The following is a 12,638-nucleotide window of genomic DNA, read 5'->3' on the forward strand; positions in this document are numbered from 1 at the left end:
GGCGGATGTCGCCCGGGTTCTTCCGGGGTCTTCTTTCGGGCGGGCGCGTCGGCGAGAGTCGCGTACGGGCGTGGGGACTGCCGTCGGCGGTTAGCCTTACGTCGTGGCAGTTTTCGATGACCTCGTCGGGCAGGACCAGGCGGTGGCCGTGCTGTCGCGGGCCGCGGCGGCGGCCGGGGAGGTCGTCAGGGGCGGGCGCGGCGCGGGCATGACGCACGCGTGGCTGTTCACCGGGCCGCCGGGCTCGGGCCGGGAGGACGCCGCCCGCGCTTTCGCCGCCGCGCTGCTCTGCCCCGACGGCGGGTGCGGCCACTGCGACCAGTGCCACCAGGTGTTCATCGGCTCCCACCCCGACCTGGAGTCCGTACGCCCCCAGGGCCTGTCCTACAGCGTCAAGCAGACCCGCGAGCTCATCCTGCGGGCGGCCGGGGCGCCGACGCAGGGGCGGTGGCGGGTCATCCTGTTCGAGGACGCCGACCGGGCCACGGAGTCCGCCGCCAACGCCCTGCTCAAGGCTATCGAGGAGCCCCCGCCACGTACGGTCTGGCTGCTGTGCGCGCCCGCTCCCGACGACCTCATGATCACCATCAGGTCGCGCTGCCGGGTGGTCAACCTGACCACCCCGGCCACGGAGGCCGTCGCCCATGTGCTGGCCACGCGCGACAGCGTGCCGCCGGACGTGGCCAGGTTCGCCGCCAAGGCCGCCCAGGGGCACATCGGCAGGGCGCGGGCGCTGGCGCTCGACGAGGGCGTCAGGCGGCGTCGTGAGGCCGTCCTGGGCATCCCGCGCTCGCTGACCGGGGTGGGGGAGTGCGTCTCGGCCGCCGAGCGGCTGGTCAAGACGGCGGAGGAGGAGGCCGCCGCGGCCACGGCCGCGCTCAACGAGAACGAGACCGCCGAGCTGCGCAAGCTCTACGGTGAGGGATCCACGGGCAAGGGGCTCAACCGAGGGCTCGTACGCGGCGGGGCCGGGGCCCTGAAGGAGCTGGAGGACCGGCAGAAGTCGCGGGCCACGCGGATCAAGCGCGACTCGCTGGACGCGGCGCTGCTGGAGCTGGTGTCGTTCTACCGGGACGTGCTGGCCATGCAGTTCGGGGCCGGGGTCGAGCTGGCCAACGACGATCTCCGCTTCGACCTCGATCAGCTGGCCAAGGTGGCCACGCCGGAGGAGACGCTGCGCCGGATCGATGCGATCATGCAGTGCAGGGAGCGGCTGGCGGCGAACGTCAACCCGCAGATGGCCGTAGAGGCGATGATGCTGTCGCTGCGTTCCTGACTCGTGATCATGGGGCGTTGGGCGGGGATGAGGAGTGGCAGTGGCTGACGAGGCACCCTCGGGCTTACGGTCGTTGATCGCCACGCTGCTGGCCGGGATGTCGGTTCTCATGGGTACGCCGGCTGCGGCGGACGCGGTGACCGCTCCGGAGGTCAGTGCGAGCGACGAGTGGGAGATCGCCGTCTTCCTGTGCATTCCGACCACGTACGGGTGCCACAGGCGCGGCGCCACGGCGAAGCAGAAGCAGGCGCTCAGGACGTTCCTGGAATCCAGGACGGAGCTCAGCGACGTCCGGTTCGTCGATCGGGCGAGCGCGTACGAGAGCTTCCGGCGGGACTTCGCCGGCAACAAGACGCTGCTGAAGGCCGTACGGGCGAAGGATCTGCCGGAGTCGTTCCGCCTGCGGGTGAAGAAGGGGGCCGACCGGGATCGCATGTGGCTCGCGGCGAAGCGGCGACCCGGGGTGGGCACGGTCGTCGACCAGGCCGAGATCTATGGTGATCCGCTGGCTTTGGCGTGGGAATCGGACATCGCCGTCTTCCTTTGTGTGAAGGACTCGCTCATGCCGGCCTGCCTGTCCGGTCGTGGCAGGGCGAAGGGCAAGGCCGCGACTCTCAAGGAGAAGAAGGCCGTGGTCAAGGCGATCGAGGGCACGCCCGGGGTCGCGGGGTACTTCTTCGAGGACCAGGCGACGGCCTACCGGAACTTCGTCGAGTCCTATGCCGACAACGAGGCGCTCGTGAACGCCACCCAACTGTCGGACATACCCGAGTCGTACCGGCTGACCATGCGGGCCGAGGTCGACTGGAACGCCGTGAGCCGCAGCCTGGCGCGGCTGCCAGGGGTGAGTCAGGTGTACAACCTGAGGTGTACGGACGCCAAGCTCAAGCTGGAAGTGGAGTACGGGCGCAGTAACCTGCCCGACAGCAAGGTCTGCGCGCCGCGTCAGTGAACCCGTCGGGTGACGTGAGCAGCAGATGGGGCTGACGGGCGTCTCTGATACGTGGAAGTCGAACTACTCACCCAACAAGAGGCCCGGGCGCGGCAGCGAATAGACGTGGCGTCGATCTTCGCCGAGCACCACGTGGGCCTCGTGCGGCTTGCCCTGATCATGGTCGGCGATCAGGCGACCGCGGAAGACGTCGTACAGGAGGCGTTCGCGCGCACCCATGCCGGGCGCGGCCGGTTGCGCGACGCCGACAAGGCGCTGGCCTATGTCCGCTCCGCGGTGCTCAACGGGTGCCGGTCGGTGCTGCGCAGGCGGGCGACCGTGTTCCGGCGGGCGGTGCCGTACGAACCGCCCGTCTGGTCGGCGGAGAGCGCCGCGCTGATGGGCGAGGAGCGGCGCGGGGTGCTGCTCGCCCTGCGTGAGCTGCCGCGCAGGCAGCGGGAGGCGCTCACTCTTCGCTACTACCTCGACCTGTCCGACCAGGAGATCGCCGACACCATGAGGATCGGCGCCAGCACGGTCAGGTCCACGATCGCGCGGGGGCTGGCCGCCCTCGGCCGGGCACTTGGGGAGGATTCATGAACAGCGCGATGGAAGACAGGCTGCGGGAGGCCCTCGCCGAGGCGGGGGCGACGGTGGACGCCGGCATGCTCAGGCCGTTGCGGGCGTCGGAGCGGCGGCGGTTCAGGGTGGATTTCCGGCTGGTGGCGGTGGCGGCGACCGTGGTGCTCGCGGGGGCGGCGACCACGGTCGGGCTGCTGAGCGGTCCGGGTGACGAGGACCGGGCGGTGGCGGCGGATCCGCCGCCTACCGAGCGGAAGGTGATGGTTTTCCTGTGCGCGAAGTCGGACCGGGAGCAGACGTCGTGCCAGGGCGCCGTCAGTGAGGAGGAGACGCAGGAGATCGTGGCGAAGCTGAAGCAGGTGCCGGGGGTCAGAGAGATCATCTACGCGGACAAGAGCACTGTGTACGCCGACTTCCGGCGCGATTTCGCGCACAACAAGGCGCTGCTGGCCGCTGTAGACGCCGACGACATCCCCGATTCGTTGCGGTTGACCCTCACGAAGGGTGTCGATCCACTCCGCGTGAAGGAGGCGCTGCGCGGGGTGCAAGGGGTCTTGAACGTTCAGGAATCGGCATCCGATGACGCCACTCCGGTGAGCAAATTCGATGTGAGCGTCTTCCTCTGTTCTCCCTCGTCGGGCATGAGGTCGTGCGGCGCTGAGCGTAAGTCTGACGGCAAAGGCAGCTTCACTGTCACGAAGGAGGGGAGGGGCGTCACGCCCGAGCAGATGAAGGCCATCCAGAAGCTGATCCTCTCGATGCCTGGCGTCAAGGACGTGTTCTTCGAGGGCCAGGAGGAGGCCTACGAGAACTTCCGCCGCTTGTACAAGGACAACAAGGCGCTGCTCGACGCCACAAAAGTCAGCGACATGCCCCAATCGTTCAGAGTGGCGCTGCTGCCTGAGGCCGACTGGAGCAAGGTCGTCAGCAGGTTGAGGCAGGAACCAGGGGTGAGCCAGGTCATCTACCAAGGATGCGCGGACGACAGGAGCCGCCTGATCGACCGCTACGGGTTGATCCTGCCCGAGAGCAAGGTGTGCCCGATGGACAAGCGATCCCGCGAACATCCGGACCCCGGCCCCTCTCCCACAGCGGGCTGACACACGTAATGTGGCAGGGAAGGTCGTACGACCCCAAGGCGTCAGGAGGCGAGCTCGAGCCCATGGGAATGATCATGGCCGTGAGCTTCACCCGTTACGGGAGGCTCTACTACCTCGATCCCGGCGAGCACAGCCCGAAGGTGGGCGACAAGGTGCTCGTGCCGACCGACTCGGGCCCCGAGGTGGCGGAGTGCGTCTGGGCGCCCCAGTACACGAGCGAGGACGTCGACGGCCTGCCCCTGTGCGCGGGCCTGGCTGGCGAGGAGCACCTGGCTCGCGACGAGACCAACAAGCGCCGCAGGGCCGAGGCCCGCAGCGTGTCGAAGCGGCTGATCAAGCGGCACACGCTGCCGATGAAGGTGGTCGGGATCGACTATCTCGACGAGGACAACGTCTACACGGTCTACTTCTCGGCGCCGCACCGGGTCGACTTCCGCGCCCTGGTCCGCGACCTGGCCCGCAACCTGCGGGCCAGGGTCGAGCTGCGGCAGATCGGGCCGAGGGACGAGGCGCGGCTGCAGGGCGGCATCGGGCCCTGCGGCCGTGACCTGTGTTGTGCCACATTCCTGAAGGACTTCGAGCCGGTCTCGGTACGCATGGCCAAGGACCAGGACCTTCCGGTCAATCCACTGCGGATCGCTGGGGCGTGCGGCCGGCTCATGTGCTGCCTGAAGTACGAGCACCCGCTCTACCAGGAGTTCCGCGCCTCTGCCCCGCGGGCGGGGGCGAACGTGGAGACCCCGCAGGGGCCTGGTGTCGTGGTCGGCCACAACGTCCCGTCGGACTCCGTGGTGGTGCGCCTCAACGACGGGGGGCGGCGCTGCGCCTGCTCGAAGGCCAGTGTGTGCGCGCCGCGCAAGGCGTACGACTCGACGTACGGGGATCCGGCCGAGGCGTGATCGAGGGGAGCGAGGACCCCTCCGGCTCCTGTAGACTCTTGCAAGTCGCAGAGCACGCCGCCTTAGCTCAGTCGGCCAGAGCACTTCACTCGTAATGAAGGGGTCTGGGGTTCGAATCCCCAAGGCGGCTCCAGTTCAAAGGCCCTCCGCGAAGATCGCGGAGGGCCTTTGCTAACACGCTTGCTAACAGGCCTAGGAGACACGTAGGGCGAGGTCGGTAGCGGTGGGGCCGTACGACAGTAGGCCTATCGTTCCGGGCCGGGGTCACCTTACTGTTGGCCGCGACGCGGATGGCACCTCGGGCAAGGTTTCCCTGTCCCGCCACGGCGTGTCCGCTGTCCGGGCGTCGCCAGCCAGGAACGAGAACATCCCGGCTTCGCACACCGCCACCTGCACTTCATGTTAGAACCGGCACGCAGATCGGCAGCCGTCAACCTCGGCTGTCCGATGACCTCGACCAGCTCGGCTGCTATCTGCGGGAACAGGTCTTGCAGCGACTGGCCGGGCTTGGGCCGAACTCGAGCCGCAGCGGTTCGCTTGCGCGCGCACTCCGAGCAGCCGCTGCCTTGGTTTGTGCGGCGGCCGGGGGGAGCTGTCCATTCGTATCGGCAGTCGGGATCTGGACATCTCCATATGCACGGCTTGTTCGAATTGGGCAGGAGATCGGGCGCAGTCCATCCTGGGTGATCAACGACCTCGACGAGTTGAGCCGCCAGCTCCGGATTCACCTCGGCAAGCGATTCGCCTGGACCGGGCCGGCTGTTGGCTGCCCCTGTCTTGCGCCAGCCGCATTCCTGGCACCCCCGTCCCATGAGCGTCCTCACCGACAGGGCGACTTCCCATTCATGGCCGCAATTCGGCGTCGAGCAGCGCCAGGCGCACACGTCGTTGCATCCCGGCGGCATCCGTTCAAGGCCTCTGCCGGGACTGGTGCGGTTGGCGACGAACTCGTCGGCCAGATGAGGCGCCACGTCCAGCGCCGAGATCTTGGGCCCTGCCACGACTTCGTGCCACAGCGCAGACGCTCTCGTCAGAGCAGCCGTGACCTGAGCAGCGTCGAGATCCTTCCATGGCTCGCCGCGTCGGCGCAGCACATAACCGATTGCGGCCGCCCATTCCTCGGGGTCAACTCCTGGCCCGGCCTCATAGTGGCTCAAGCCGGAGATTGGCAGCGGGGGCAGCCCACGCTCGCGGATCCTCACGAGTTCGAGCCCGGCGAGCATCGCCGCTTCCGTCTTGGCGGTGTCGCGCGCGAGACTGTCGGCTCCGCGATGAGTCCAGGCGGGGTCCAAGTCAATCAGCAGGTCCAGCTTGGGCAAGAAGAGATCGAAGCGGTCTTTTCTTCGCCCCGGCAGGTGCAACCGGTGATCCAGTTCGACGGTCAGCCCGGAGGCGGCTTCGACGAGTGCCGCGACCTTGCATTCGAAGAAGGTCCGCCCCTGTCCACTGCAGTCTGGGCACCCGCGTCCGTTGGTGCGGTTGGCAACCGTCGCCGGGTTCAGGTGCCCTCGCTCACACTCCCACTCGCACTTATCATGCGCTTGCGGCAGCAAGGTATCCGGCCCCCGCTCCGGACGGGTGAGATTCCTGCGGAACTGCTTGGCCAGCTCGGGATTGACGACAGCGAGCGACTCACCTGGGCCGGGAACTCGGTTCCGCTTCCTCCAACATTCCGGGCACCCTGTCGGGTTCGTGCGCCGGGCCCGGAACTGCAAGATTGTCTGCCACTCATGCCCGCACCCAGCCTTCGAACATCGCCATAAGCAGCGATCCTTGGACGACGGCCGCATCTCCTCCAGGTGGAGTCCGGGATTCGAGAGGTTCGAGACGAACTCGCGCTGGAGCCGAGCCCAGAGCTCGGATCGGTCAGCGTCCTCATCTTGATCTCTCACGAGCGGGAGCATGGCATACGCCACTGACAACAAGAATTCAGCGAAACCCAGACCCAAGCAGCTTCTGCTTATCAGCCGTCGCGCACTGACTTAGCGAAGATGTCAGCGGCGGCGGTTTCCGCTGAGCGGATCACGTGGGCGTAGACGCGCAGTGTAATTGCGGGATCGGCGTGGCCGAGGCGGGCAGCGACGATGTGGACGGGGACGCCGGCCAGGAGCAGCAGGGTCGCGTGTACGTGGCGTAGATCGTGCAGGCGGATCATCGGTAGTGGGTCGGTGGCGGTCTTGTTGTGGGCCTCTATGAGCTTGCGCGGCAGGCCCGTGACAGTCGTGGGGTAGATGGAGCCGCCCCAGGCCGTCGTGAACACGGTGTCGTCGGTGCTCTTCCAGGAGTCGCCGACGCGGGCCTTCTCGGCTTCTTGGGCCTTCTGGTGCTCGCGGAGTACGGTTGCCGTGGTGTCGTCGATGCTGACCACGCGAGTCCTCCCGCTCTTCGTGGTGCCTTCGACACGCTGGCCTTCCACGATGCCCACGGAGCCCTTGATGGTGATGTGCTTGCCGTCGAGGTCGATGTCCCGCCAGCGGAGGTTGAGCAGTTCGCCGCGACGGGCGCCGGTGTAGGCGGCCAAGTGGAAGAAGGCGTAGAGACGATGTGAGCGGGCTAGATCGAGGAAGATGCGGAGCTGAGCGGCCGTCCAGATTGTTCCAGGTGCGTCGATGTTCGCCCGCGGGCGCTTGGCCTTCTCGACGGGTGAGCTGCTGATGTACTCGTGAACGAGTACGGCGTCGCGGAAGGCGCGGCGGAGGACGGCATGGGTGTGGGTGACCGTTGAGACCTTGAGCGGTTTGCCGTTCTTGCCGCCCGTGGTCAGAAGGTCGCGGTAGAGCTTGGTGATCGTGGATGGGCGGACCGCTTGGAGGCGCATCTTGCCGATGTGCGGCTTGATGTAGAGCCGGATGCCGATCCGGTAGTCCTCCAGGGTGCCGGGCTTGATCTCCATAGCGTGATCTTCGATCCACATGTCCAGGTAGTCGGTGACCGTGATTTCGTTCCGATCGACATATTCACCGCGTCGGGCGTTGACGCGGGCTTCATCGCGGGCCGCCTTGGCGTCGTCCTCGGTGGCGAAGCCGCCTACCCACCGAGGCTTGCTCTCTCCCGTTTCGGGGTCTCGGACCCTGATCACGTAGGCCCAGGTGGTTCCACGCTTTATGACGCCGTCGCGCAGTTTGGGCGCCTTCTTCTTGCGCGGTTGCTCGTCCGATGCGCCGACGAGAGTCTTGGTCATGCGGCGATCTCCTTCCTGGTCAGGTGGGCGATGTAGTCAGTGAGGGCCGAGACAGGGATGCGGCGGGAGCCGTCGATGCGGATGGAATCGACCGCGCCGGAGGCGATCAGCTGGTAGAGCTTGCTGCGGGAGATGGACAGGGCTTCCGCGGCTTCTGCGACGGTGAGTAGGAGCCGGGTCATTGGCGGCTCCCTACGGTGTCCTGGGCCGTCGGCAGCGGTGTTCCTGCGAGGGCCGCGGCGAGGATTTGATCGCCAGCGGAGTAGCCCTTGCCTGCGTACTCCCATTCGCTGATCACGAGGACGGTGTCGTCGTCGAAGAATGGGAGGCGGCCGGTGGTGATCTCATTGTCGCGGGCGTGTTGTTCACGATCAGCGCGGATGTCGCCGAGGGTGGTGGAGTAGTGGCGGGAGCGGGTGGAGAAGTGGCCGCGGAAGCCGAGCATGTGGGCCCAGTCAGTGAGGCGGAGTTCGGCCAAGTCCGGTAGGGCACCGAGACGAATGCAGGTGACGATGAGGCGTTGGGCATGGTCCCTCAGGTCGTAGGCGTCCAGGCTCTCCAGTGACTGGATGCGGCGGTCCAAGGTGCCGACGCATTCGGCGGCTTTGGTGGCGTACTTGGCGATGTAGCCGGCGACGGCTTGTTCGGTAAGGTCGCCGCTCAGGGTGATGGGGCGAATGTCGAGCTGGTCGCCCCAGCGCAGGACCCGCTCGGGCTGGTCATCGTAGGCCGGGGCAGCGGCAGAGACGGCATTGGCCGCGTGCCGGATTGCTCGCGTCAGGGTGTCGGGGGTGGCCCAGGCCGGTGGCGGTGCGTCGGGACCGCCGGGGCCGTCGAGGCGGATGACGGCGTGGAAGTGGACGACGCCGCGCCGCTGGTATTCGGCGACCTTGGCGAAGGAGAGCGTTAGGTGACAGCGCAGCTCTTTGAGGAACAGACCGCCGAGCTTGGCGAGGTGGCGGCGTACAGAGTCGGCGAAGCGCTTCCACAGCAGCGGGGCCAGGGCGTTGTACAGGACGGAGCCGGTGTAGTCGTAGCAGTCTGGGCAGAGCGGTTCGCCGAGGCGTACGTCGTCTCTGCCGTGGCGGGCGGTGCAGGACATGACGCGGCCGTGCGGGCAGGTGGTGGCGTTGCGGCGGGCGTGGCAGGGCTGGACCTTCCCGTTGTGTTCGCGGCGGGTGTGGACCGCGCCGAAGGACGGGGCGGTCAGGGTGACGAACAGTGTCGGGTGGGTGGTGACGGTTTCGGGGACGCCTTTGCCGCCGATCAGGCCCGTGCGGATGATGTGGTAGGTGTCGGCGCGGTAGGTCTCGGCGCAGGCCGGGCAGCGGGAGGCGCGGCGGGTCTTGCATGGGACGCGCAGGATGCCGTCGGGCTCGGCACGGGTGGTGTAGCGGTGTAGGAGTTGGCCGGTGGCGGGGTCGTAGTGGTCGACCTTGCCGCGCAGGTGGATGGGCTGGCGGCAGCCGCCGGTGCGCTTGATCTGGTTTGCCCAGCGGTCGTAGTCGGGGTGGTTGAGTCGGGCGATCATGCCCGCTTTTGCGTGCGTGGTGGCGTGGGTTGTGGGCAAGATGGAGACCTCCTTTCGCTCGTTTGGGTGAAGGGATGGCCCCCGACCTGGCAGGCGTCTTGGCGGATGTACGGCCAGGCCGGGGGCGCTGCGCGTTATGCGCCGTGGTTGTCGATGCCGGTGCCGTCGCAGTCGAGGCAGCGGGCGTCTTCGGAGTCGAGGCCGGTGCCGTTGCAGGTGCAGCAGCGGTAGTGGATCACCGGCAGGGTTTCGGGCAAGGGTCAGCTCTTTTCTCGTGAGCGGGTGGTGAGGTAGACGCGCCACTGGCGCGGGTGGGCACGGTCGGGGTAGACGCGGGAGACGCCGCAGACGGTGAAGTGCAGGCGCAGGCGGAACAGGGCGTCGACGATTTCGGCCCGGGTGCCGTCGAGGCGGATGCGCATGATCGGTCCTCCAGGTCAGGTGGCGGGTGCCGGGTCGGGTTGGATGCAGCCGCGGTAGCTGGACTCGGCGTCGTGGCGGGCGCGGGCAGCGGCCAGGACAGCCACGGCTCGGTACTCCACCGGGCCGAACAGGCGCGAGGTGGCGTAGTGGCCGTACGGGGAGTCCTCGTAGTCGATCTCCGAGCCGACGAGCGCGGCGATCTGGTCGATCTCGGCGCGTTGGTCGGCGTCGCTGCCCTGGTCGGGGAAGTGGTGGACGGTGACGCTGGAGGAGATGGGCACGTCCGGGTGGGCTTCGAGGAAGGCGGCCAGGTCGAGCAGGCCGTTGATGAGGGCGGTGCGGTGGTTGTGGGTCATTGGTCAGTTCTCCCTTCAGGCGGTGCGCAGGGTGCGCAGCAGGTCGGAGGCGAGTTGGTTGGACACGCCCAGGTGGGCGCGTAGGGCGTCGCGGGTGATGGGCTTGCCGTGTTTGGCGTGGTGTTCGTCGGCGACGCGGCGGGCGTAGTCGACGAGGGCGGGCGCGAGGTCGCTGTCCCGCTCGTCCTGGCCGTCGTCCTCGTTCTGAGCGGTGTGCGGGACGAGTTCTGGAGCCGGGGACGGAGCCAGGACGGGCGAGGGCTCTGGGGCGGATGGTTCGGGACGGGTGGAGCGGCGTTCCAGCATCGAGATGGCGATGAGGAAGGCGGCGGCCGGGGTGGCGGCGGTGATCCAGCCCCAGACGGTTGGGTCGGCTTGGGCGAGGTTGGCGGCCAGGGACAGGACGATGCCGCCGGTCAGGACGAGGACGGGCCAGGTGAGGCGACCCGTCCGGGCTTTGCCGGTCTTCTTGTCGCGTTGGCGTTCGCGGGCGGCCATGACGCAGGTGAGGTCGATGCAGACGGCGATGGCCCAGGACATCCAGCCGGTCTGGCCGTGCTGGCTGGCGGTGTCGCGGATGTGGGTGAACGATCCGGCACCTGCGATGGCGGCCAGGACGAGGACCGGGCCGGTGTCGAGCAGCCAGCGGGCGAGGCGTCGCATCGTTCCTCCCTTCGGTCAGGTGGTGATGGGCTCGGGTAGGTGGGCGGTGATCTCGTCCCAGGACGGGGTGAGGTGGGCGTGAGCGCGTGCGGAGTGTTCGGCGGTTTGCTCGGTGACGTAGAAGGAGCGGGCGCGGTACCACTCGCCGTCCTGGCCGGCGACGATGGCGACACCGGGTGTCTCGGCGGCGATGGCGCGGGCGGAGACCAGCGCGGCCGGGTCGAGGTCGCCGAGGGTCATGGTTGCGGTCTCGGGGTCGTTGACCCGGTGGCAGATCCGACCGGAGCACTGAGCGCGCAGCGCGGTGACGCCGGGCCCGAGGTCAGAGCCGATGCGCTGACCGCAGCAGAACAGGTAGATGCCGAACGCCCGACCCAACTGCGCGACTCGGAGCAGTGCGGTGGAGGTCTTGGCGACTTCGTCCTTCTCGCTCTTGTCGGCCATCAGGTAGAGCTCGGCCAACTCGTCGACCAGGACCACGACCGGGACCGGACGGACGCCGGGTGGGAGTTGCCAGATGTTGCGGGCAGCGGCCTGGCGACACAGCCCCATCCGGTCGATCATCAACCCGACCAGGTCACACAGCAGGCTGACCGACTCGGCGCGCGAGGTGGCCAGCGCCGACAACCGGGGCGCGTAGGGGGTGAACTCCACTCCGCCCTTGAGATCGAAGCCGACCAGCGCCACCGGTTGCGGGGCCAGGCCGACGATGAGCGCGTTGGCGAGGTTGGACTTGCCGGACTGAGTTGCGCCCGCATTGATCCAGTGCGGCACCGTGCGGAAGTCGATGGTCCACGGCTTGCCGGTCTCCAGCCGTCCCACGGTGACCTTGAGAAGTTCGGGCGAGGGTGGGAGCTGGTCGACCTTGACGAGCGGATCGCGCATGGTGGCCATGAGCACCACGCGGCCGGGCCGAGGCGAGGAGACGCGTACGGCGTGCACGCCCCAGGAGTGGGCGAGGCGTTCGGCGGCGTCGGCGTAGTCGCCGGGCGTTTGACCTTCCAGAGTGTGCAAGGTGACGCGCCAGCCGTGCCGGGTCGGCAGCGGCAGCCACATGAACGGTTTGGTGTCGACGGCGACCCGCTGGAATCGGCGGCAGACCTTCACCAGGCCGGTGGAGGCAATCGCGCCGGGCACGGTGGTGAACCACCAGCGTTGCCGCTTCTTGGTCAGCCCGCACCCCAGAGCCACGCGCCGCCAGGACGCTCGTACGGATAGGGCGGTGAGCGGGAAGCCGAGTACGAGCCAGAAGGAGGGGTGGTGGTAGCGGCGCCAGGCCCACAGCCCGACCGCGACAGCGGTCAAGGCTGCGAGCATTTCCAGCGCGTCACGCATCGGCGGCCTCCCGTACGGGGAGCAGGGCCGAGGCGCGGTAGGCGATGCCCCACCGGCCGGCGATCTCCCAGACGTAGCCGAGCAGGCCGATGGCGTTGACCTGGTCGCCGACGCTGATGGGCGGTTCGCCGGTGATGCCGATCTTGACGAGTTCGATCCGGCCGAACTCGTCCTCGACCGAGACGGTGACCTCGTAGACGGTGTTGCCGTTCTTGTCGGTCTTGATCTCGCCGGTGTCGCGGTTGAGCACCCGCGGGTGCGGGGCTTTGACGCAGGTGATGGCGAGCTTGCTGACATCCACAGGGATCGGGACGGAACGCATGGGCTGTGACCTCCTTATTCGTCTTAGCCAACATAGTTA

Annotated in this window: 15 protein-coding genes and 1 tRNA gene; 6 read left to right on the plus strand and 10 right to left on the minus strand. The window is 68.0% G+C overall.

From position 1 onward, the window contains the following. Positions 1-103 precede the first annotated feature (103 nt). The 6 genes from ACIHFD_RS43580 (at position 104) to ACIHFD_RS43605 (ending at position 4,921) form a co-directional block, all read left to right on the plus strand. A complete protein-coding gene (locus tag ACIHFD_RS43580) occupies positions 104-1,276 on the plus strand; it encodes a DNA polymerase III subunit delta' (protein WP_355193478.1) in 1,173 nt (390 codons plus the stop codon). Positions 1,277-1,316: 40 nt separating this feature from the next. Further along, positions 1,317-2,228 carry a permease-like cell division protein FtsX gene (locus ACIHFD_RS43585; protein WP_397371921.1) on the plus strand — a complete coding sequence of 304 codons (912 nt, stop codon included), beginning with the start codon at positions 1,317-1,319 and terminating at the stop codon, positions 2,226-2,228. 51 nt (positions 2,229-2,279) lie between these two features. Next, positions 2,280-2,807: a SigE family RNA polymerase sigma factor gene (locus ACIHFD_RS43590; protein ID WP_397371922.1), complete on the plus strand. Its 528-nt coding sequence runs from the start codon at positions 2,280-2,282 to the stop codon at positions 2,805-2,807. After that, the gene (locus ACIHFD_RS43595) at positions 2,804-3,889 is read left to right on the plus strand and encodes a permease-like cell division protein FtsX (RefSeq protein WP_397371923.1); all 1,086 of its coding nucleotides are present in this window, start codon (positions 2,804-2,806) and stop codon (positions 3,887-3,889) included. The genes ACIHFD_RS43590 and ACIHFD_RS43595 overlap by 4 nt, the downstream gene beginning before the upstream one ends. Before the next feature lie 68 nt (positions 3,890-3,957). After that, entirely contained in the window at positions 3,958-4,788 is an 831-nt protein-coding gene (locus ACIHFD_RS43600) for a regulatory iron-sulfur-containing complex subunit RicT (protein WP_350724339.1), read from the plus strand. 56 nt (positions 4,789-4,844) lie between these two features. Continuing rightward, positions 4,845-4,921: transfer RNA gene (locus tag ACIHFD_RS43605), tRNA-Thr, on the plus strand. Between the two features lie 136 nt (positions 4,922-5,057). Here ACIHFD_RS43605 and ACIHFD_RS43610 read toward each other — a convergent pair. The 10 genes from ACIHFD_RS43610 to ACIHFD_RS43655 all read right to left on the minus strand — a co-directional run bounded on the left by ACIHFD_RS43610 (position 5,058) and on the right by ACIHFD_RS43655 (position 12,599). Beyond that, positions 5,058-6,692 (minus strand): zinc-ribbon domain-containing protein, encoded by a 1,635-nt coding sequence (locus tag ACIHFD_RS43610; protein ID WP_397372033.1) that lies wholly within the window; start codon positions 6,690-6,692, stop codon positions 5,058-5,060. 59 nt (positions 6,693-6,751) lie between these two features. Further along, entirely contained in the window at positions 6,752-7,969 is a 1,218-nt protein-coding gene (locus tag ACIHFD_RS43615) for a tyrosine-type recombinase/integrase (protein WP_397371924.1), read from the minus strand. Beyond that, positions 7,966-8,151: a helix-turn-helix domain-containing protein gene (locus ACIHFD_RS43620; RefSeq protein WP_397371925.1), complete on the minus strand. Its 186-nt coding sequence runs from the start codon at positions 8,149-8,151 to the stop codon at positions 7,966-7,968. Before ACIHFD_RS43620 ends, ACIHFD_RS43615 begins: the two co-directional genes overlap by 4 nt. Continuing rightward, positions 8,148-9,539 carry a replication initiator gene (locus ACIHFD_RS43625; protein WP_397371926.1) on the minus strand — a complete coding sequence of 464 codons (1,392 nt, stop codon included), beginning with the start codon at positions 9,537-9,539 and terminating at the stop codon, positions 8,148-8,150. The genes ACIHFD_RS43620 and ACIHFD_RS43625 overlap by 4 nt, the downstream gene beginning before the upstream one ends. 95 nt (positions 9,540-9,634) lie before the next feature. Beyond that, positions 9,635-9,757 (minus strand): hypothetical protein, encoded by a 123-nt coding sequence (locus ACIHFD_RS43630; RefSeq protein ID WP_397371927.1) that lies wholly within the window; start codon positions 9,755-9,757, stop codon positions 9,635-9,637. A gap of 3 nt (positions 9,758-9,760) precedes the next feature. After that, entirely contained in the window at positions 9,761-9,922 is a 162-nt protein-coding gene (locus ACIHFD_RS43635; RefSeq protein WP_397371928.1) for a hypothetical protein, read from the minus strand. A 15-nt stretch (positions 9,923-9,937) separates the two neighbouring features. Further along, complete coding sequence (locus tag ACIHFD_RS43640; RefSeq protein WP_397371929.1) at positions 9,938-10,279, minus strand: hypothetical protein; 342 nt, start codon at positions 10,277-10,279, stop codon at positions 9,938-9,940. Between the two features lie 15 nt (positions 10,280-10,294). Beyond that, complete coding sequence (locus ACIHFD_RS43645; RefSeq protein ID WP_397371930.1) at positions 10,295-10,942, minus strand: DUF2637 domain-containing protein; 648 nt, start codon at positions 10,940-10,942, stop codon at positions 10,295-10,297. Positions 10,943-10,957: 15 nt separating this feature from the next. After that, entirely contained in the window at positions 10,958-12,277 is a 1,320-nt protein-coding gene (locus tag ACIHFD_RS43650; protein ID WP_397371931.1) for an FtsK/SpoIIIE domain-containing protein, read from the minus strand. Then, entirely contained in the window at positions 12,270-12,599 is a 330-nt protein-coding gene (locus tag ACIHFD_RS43655; protein ID WP_397371932.1) for a hypothetical protein, read from the minus strand. The genes ACIHFD_RS43650 and ACIHFD_RS43655 overlap by 8 nt, the downstream gene beginning before the upstream one ends. Between the last annotated feature and the right edge of the window lie 39 nt (positions 12,600-12,638).

This window comes from Nonomuraea sp. NPDC051941 (genome assembly GCF_044593615.1).

Bases quoted from the DNA above. Each gene is read 5' to 3' on its own strand.
- ACIHFD_RS43655 (WP_397371932.1), bottom strand. From the start codon at position 12,599: ATGCGTTCCGTCCCGATCCCTGTGGATGTCAGCAAGCTCGCCATCACC.
- ACIHFD_RS43620 (WP_397371925.1), bottom strand. From the start codon at position 8,151: ATGACCCGGCTCCTACTCACCGTCGCAGAAGCCGCGGAAGCCCTGTCC.
- ACIHFD_RS43615 (WP_397371924.1), bottom strand. From the start codon at position 7,969: ATGACCAAGACTCTCGTCGGCGCATCGGACGAGCAACCGCGCAAGAAG.
- ACIHFD_RS43600 (WP_350724339.1), top strand. From the start codon at position 3,958: ATGATCATGGCCGTGAGCTTCACCCGTTACGGGAGGCTCTACTACCTC.
- ACIHFD_RS43650 (WP_397371931.1), bottom strand. From the start codon at position 12,277: ATGCGTGACGCGCTGGAAATGCTCGCAGCCTTGACCGCTGTCGCGGTC.
- ACIHFD_RS43645 (WP_397371930.1), bottom strand. From the start codon at position 10,942: ATGCGACGCCTCGCCCGCTGGCTGCTCGACACCGGCCCGGTCCTCGTC.
- ACIHFD_RS43610 (WP_397372033.1), bottom strand. From the start codon at position 6,692: ATGCTCCCGCTCGTGAGAGATCAAGATGAGGACGCTGACCGATCCGAG.
- ACIHFD_RS43640 (WP_397371929.1), bottom strand. From the start codon at position 10,279: ATGACCCACAACCACCGCACCGCCCTCATCAACGGCCTGCTCGACCTG.
- ACIHFD_RS43635 (WP_397371928.1), bottom strand. From the start codon at position 9,922: ATGCGCATCCGCCTCGACGGCACCCGGGCCGAAATCGTCGACGCCCTG.
- ACIHFD_RS43595 (WP_397371923.1), top strand. From the start codon at position 2,804: ATGAACAGCGCGATGGAAGACAGGCTGCGGGAGGCCCTCGCCGAGGCG.